The organism is Microbacterium sp. (assembly GCF_035277845.1).
Taxonomy (GTDB): Bacteria; Actinomycetota; Actinomycetes; order Actinomycetales; family Microbacteriaceae; genus Microbacterium.
In genome coordinates, this window is the sequence record NZ_DATEJS010000016.1 from 1 (window position 1) to 2,170 (window position 2,170).

Sequence of the window (2,170 nt, forward strand, 5' to 3'; positions counted from 1 at the left end):
CTCCCCCCACCCGCCGCACCGGTCGTTGAGCGAGCGAAGCGAGACGAAACGCCCTTCCCCGCCGCTCTCTCCGCCCGGTCGTTGAGCGAGCGAAGCGAGACGAAACGCCCCGCCCCTGCCGCTCTCTCTGCCCGGTCGTTGAGCGAGCGAAGCGAGACGAAACGCAAAGCCCCCGCATCCGAGTAGCGTGGCCCCCATGCCCCGCTCTGCCACCGCGGCGACCGAAGCCGTTCGCGCCGCCCGCGACCTGCTCTTCACCCACGCGACCGACTACGCCGCCGCCGTCTCCACCTTCACCGCCCCCGCGCTCGACGAGTTCAACTTCGCGCTGGAATGGTTCGACGTGGTGGCCGCCGAGCATCCCGACCGGGCGGCCGTGACGATCGTCGAGGCCGACCTCTCCGCGCAGTCGTGGTCGTACGGCGAGCTGTCCCGGCGAAGCGATCAGGTGGCATCCTGGCTTCGCTCGCTGGGCCTCGGCCGCGGCTCGCGCGTGATCGTGATGCTCAACAACACGATCGAGCTGTGGGAGGTCATGCTCGGCATCGCCAAGCTCGGCGCCGTGTCGATCCCGACGTCCACGCTGCTGTCGGCGGCCGATGTCGAGTTCCGGGTGGAGCGTGCGGGGGCGGATGCCGTGGTGGCGCTCACCGACCTGGCCGACCGGGTCGCCGGCGTGCCCGAGCGCGTGTTGCGCATCGGCGTCGGCCCCGATGCCCCTGCCGGCTGGACGGCGTGGGATGCCTCGTCCGCCGCCGATCCGGCGTTCGAGCCCGACGGCCCCACGCCGGCATCCGACACGAGCCTGCTCTACTTCACGTCGGGCACGACGTCCCGGCCGAAGCTCGTCGAGCACACCCAGGTCTCGTACCCGGTCGGGCACCTGTCGACGATGTGGTGGCTCGGCGTGCGGCCGGGCGACGTGCACTTGAACATCTCGTCGCCGGGGTGGGCGAAGCACGCCTGGTCGAGCTTCTACTCGCCGTTCCTGGCCGAGGCCACCGTGTTCGTCTTCAACTACGCCCGGTTCGACGCGGACCAGCTGATGCAGGTGATGGAGACCCATCACGTCTCGACGTTCTGTGCGCCGCCGACGGTGTGGCGCATGCTCATCCAGGCCGACCTCAGCCGCCTCACACACCCGCCGCGCGAGCTCGTCGGCGCGGGGGAGCCGTTGAACCCCGAGGTGATCCACCGCGTGCGCGCGGCCTGGGGCGGCACGATCCGCGACGGCTACGGCCAGACCGAGATGACGTGTTGCGTGGGGAACTCGCCCGGGCAGCCGGTGAAGGACGGCTCGATGGGCCGCCCGACGCCGGGCTACCCGGTGGTGCTCGTCGACCCCCTCACCGGCGCCGAGGTCGACGACGAGGGCGAGCTGTGCCTGGACCTCTCCCGCGCGCCGCTCGGGCTCATGGCGGGCTATTTCGAGGATCCGGATGCCACGGCCGCGTCGCGCGTCGGCGGCTACCACCACACCGGCGATATCGCGGCGCGGGATGCCGACGGCTATCTCACGTACGTCGGCCGCACGGACGACGTGTTCAAGGCCTCCGACTACAAGATCTCCCCGTTCGAGCTGGAGTCCGTTCTGCTCGAGCACGACCTCGTCGTCGAGGCCGCCATCGTGCCGAGTCCCGACCCGGTGCGCCTCGCGGTGCCGAAGGCGTACGTGTGCATCTCGGTCGCGGGCCGTGTGGATCTGGAGGCCACCGCGGCATCCGTGTTCGCCCACGCCCGCGAGCGTCTGTCCGCGCATCAGCGCGTCCGCATCATCGAGTTCGTCGACGACCTGCCGAAGACCATCTCCGGCAAGATCCGCCGGGTCGAGCTGCGCGCCCGTGAGGCGGAGCGTGTGGCGTCGGGTCAGGATGCCGCCCAGTTCCTCGACCGCGACTACCGGTGACATCCGGCGCGCGATCAGACGCCGCTTCGATCAGGCGGGCCCACTCAGGCACCGCTCCACTCAGACGCCGCTCCACGCAGGCGCCGCTCCACTCAGACGCCGCTCCACTCAGGCGGCGCGCCGATACTCGTACCGGCGTCGTCCGCCGAGGCGCGGGGTGCGTCTCGGGTCGACGTGCGCGGGTGGGATGAACCACACGTCCGTCCCGTCGATCCGGATCTGCCAGTCGCCGGCATGGATGGTGTGGTGGCAACTGGTGCAGAG

At 70.8% G+C, this 2,170-nt stretch carries 1 protein-coding gene; it reads left to right on the plus strand.

The window, feature by feature from the left end; all coding sequences use genetic code 11:
• Positions 1 to 196: 196 nt before the first annotated feature.
• A complete protein-coding gene (locus VJR25_RS00580) occupies positions 197 to 1,906 on the plus strand; it encodes an AMP-binding protein (protein ID WP_324111445.1) in 1,710 nt (569 codons plus the stop codon).
• Positions 1,907 to 2,170 lie beyond the last annotated feature (264 nt).